1 protein-coding gene and 1 pseudogene are annotated in these 3,116 nt (G+C 65.9%); both read left to right on the top strand.

The genetic code is table 11. From position 1 onward, the window contains the following. The coding region (locus EN893_RS26090) for a DUF4159 domain-containing protein (RefSeq protein ID WP_128361883.1) at positions 1-1,958 on the top strand (1,958 nt) is incomplete at its 5' end. A gap of 63 nt (positions 1,959-2,021) precedes the next feature. After that, positions 2,022-3,116: pseudogene (locus tag EN893_RS26095) on the top strand (hypothetical protein); the annotation flags it as partial.

A 3,116-nucleotide genomic window follows, 5' to 3' on the forward strand; every position in this document is an offset into this window, starting at 1 on the left:
GCAACGACTTCGGTTCCATCGCGCTCGACGGCGAGCGGCGGGCTGGTGCGGTCCGCGTCCTCGACGAAAGCTCCAAGCGGCGGCGCGTCGGTCTATTGTCGCAGGCCGAGGCCGACCAGGCACAGCCGCTTTTGTCGCCGCTCTACTACATCAGGCGGGCGCTGCAGCCCTTCGCCGATCTGGTCGAACCCTCCGGCGCCGATCTTGCCGACGCCATACCGCAAATCCTCGACCAGAAGCCCGCGATGATCGTTATGGCCGATATCGGCACCATTCCCGGACAGGTCCGGCAGAGACTTGTCGATTGGGTCGACAATGGCGGCACGCTGGTGCGTTTCGCCGGTTCGCGGCTGGCCACCGCGGGCGATGACGACGATTTGCTGCCCGTCCGCCTTCGCACCGGCGAGCGGTCGCTCGGCGGCGCGCTGTCATGGACGTCGCCGCAGCCGGTCACCGAATTCCCCAAGGCCGGCCCGTTCGCCGATCTGGCGCCGCCGACCGAGGTCACCGTCAGCAGGCAGGTGCTGGCCGAGCCGACACCCGATATCGTCGAGCGCACCTGGGCGGCCCTTGCCGACGGCACGCCGCTGGTCACCGGACTGAAGAAAGGCAAGGGCACGCTGGTGCTGTTCCACGTCACCCCCGAGGCAACCTGGTCGAACCTGCCGATCTCTGGCAGCTTCGTCGAGATGCTGCGCCGCATCGTGCAGCTGTCGCGCAACCAGGGCGCGGCCATCGCCAATGCCGAAGCGGCCGCGGCGTCGCTGGCGCCCTATCGCATGATTGCAGCCGACGGCTCGCTGGTGCCGCCGACGCCGGATGCACGGCCGCTTGTACCGGGCGCTGGCGCGCTGCCGGTGACTTTTGAAAACCCGCCCGGTCTCTATGGTTCCGAGACGGGTGTATTTGCCCACAATCTGCTGGAAGCCGACAGCAAGTTGGCGCCCCTGGCGCGCCCGCAAATCACTGTTCCGGTCACCTCGATCCAGTATGCCTTTGACGAATCGCGCAGTTTGAAAGGCACGCTGGTCGCGGCCGCCCTGGTGCTGATGCTGCTTGATACGCTGGCGGTGTTCTGGATGGGCGGCCTGTTTTCACGCCGGCCGCGCCGCGCCGGTGCCGTGACAACCACCGCCGCCGCCCTGATTGCGCTGGGTAGCTTGTTCGGTCATGCCGACCTTGCCCGCGCCGACGACGCCAAGCCGGGTGACGAAATTGCCATCGAGGCGATTTCGAAGACCCGCATCGCCTATGTGCTGACCGGTGTGCCGGGCGACGATTCGATCAGCCGCGCCGGGCTCGAGGGGCTGACGCGATTCCTGGTCGAGAAGACGGCGCTGGAACCGGGCGAGCCGGCCGGTGTGGACATCTCCCGGGACGAGCTGTCGTTCTATCCGCTGATCTACTGGCCGATCGATCCGGCCGCACCGATGCCCAGCCAGGCAGCGATCGCCCGCGTCGACGCCTATATGCAGCAAGGCGGCACGGTGCTGTTCGACACCCGCGACCAGTTCGCCAACGGCATCGGCGCCGATTCGACCAGCCCGGCGACGGAGCGGCTGCGCGACATCCTCGGCAATCTCAACGTGCCGCCGCTGGAACCGGTACCGTCCGACCACGTGCTGACCAAATCCTTCTTCATCCTGCCCGAATTCCCCGGCCGCTTCGCCGGCAGCCCGCTCTGGGTCGAGGCCTCGCTCGACGCCAGCAACGCCGAGAACCGGCCGGTGCGTACCGGCGATGGCGTCTCGCCGATCATGATCACCGCCAATGATTTCGCTGGCGCCTGGGCGGTCGACGAGAACGGCGATGCGCTGCTGCCAACCGTGCCGGCTGACCCGATGCAGCGCATCTACGCGCTGCGCGCCGGCGTCAACATCATGATGTACATGCTGACCGGCAACTACAAATCCGACCAGGTGCACGTACCCATACTGCTCGAACGGCTGGGGCAGTAGAATGAGTTTGTTTGGTGCCCTCCGGTCGCGGATAAACCCTCCCCAAAAAGAGGAGGGTAAGGAATGAATTGGTCGATCTCCTTCGAACCGCTGATCTCCTGGCCACTGCTGACCTTGGCGCTGGTGCCGCTGGCGCTGCTTGCGCTGGTCGGCCTGTGGTTTCGCCAGCGCGGTTCGGTCTTCCGCTTCATCGCCCTTCTGGCGCTCGCCGCCGCTTTGTTCAACCCGGTGTTCCTCAACGAGGAGCGCGAGCCGCTGAAAAGCGTTGTCGCCCTCGTCGTCGACCGCAGCCAGAGCCAGGATATCGGCGACCGCACCAAGCAGACCGACGAGGCGTTGGCCGGGCTGCAGCAGCGGCTTGGCCGCTTCAAGCAGTTCGACGTGCGCGTCGTCGAGGCCGGCAAATCCGAGGCCGCCGAGGAACGCACCGAGACACGGCTGTTCGGCGCGCTTGAAGGCGCCTTCCGCGACGTGCCGCCGTCACGGATCGGCGGCGCCATCATGATCACAGATGGCGAGGTCCATGACGCCCCCCCGGGAGCGCCCGATTTCAACGCTCCGCTGCATGCGCTGATAACCGGCAACGATCACGAGAAGGATCGCCGCATACGTTTCGAGAACGCCCCGCGCTTCGGCCTTGTCGGCAAGCCGCTCGACATGACCTACCGCGTCGTCTCGACCGAAAACGAGACCGGCCCGGTCGATGTGCGCGTTTCGGTCAATGGCGAACAGGTCGCGGTCGAGCACGCCACTGTCGGCCAGGCGATGCCGTTGCAGGTCACCATTCCGGGCGCCGGCCGCAACATCGTCGAACTCGCCATCGATCGCGAACCGGGCGAACTGACCGACACCAACAACCGCGCCATCGCGCTCATCGACGGCATTCGCGAGAACTTGCGCGTGCTGCTCGTCTCCGGCGAGCCGCATGCCGGCGAACGCACCTGGCGCAACCTGCTGAAATCCGACGCCTCGGTCGATCTCGTCCATTTCACCATCCTGCGGCCGCCGGAAAAGCAGGACGGCACGCCGATCAACGAATTATCGCTGATCGCCTTCCCGACCCGCGAACTGTTCGTCGAGAAGATCAAGGATTTCGACCTCATCATTTTCGACCGCTACCAGCACCGCGACGTGCTGCCGATCCTCTATTACGACTAC

The organism is Mesorhizobium sp. M7A.F.Ca.CA.004.04.2.1, assembly GCF_004022825.1.
Classification (GTDB): domain Bacteria; phylum Pseudomonadota; class Alphaproteobacteria; order Rhizobiales; family Rhizobiaceae; genus Mesorhizobium.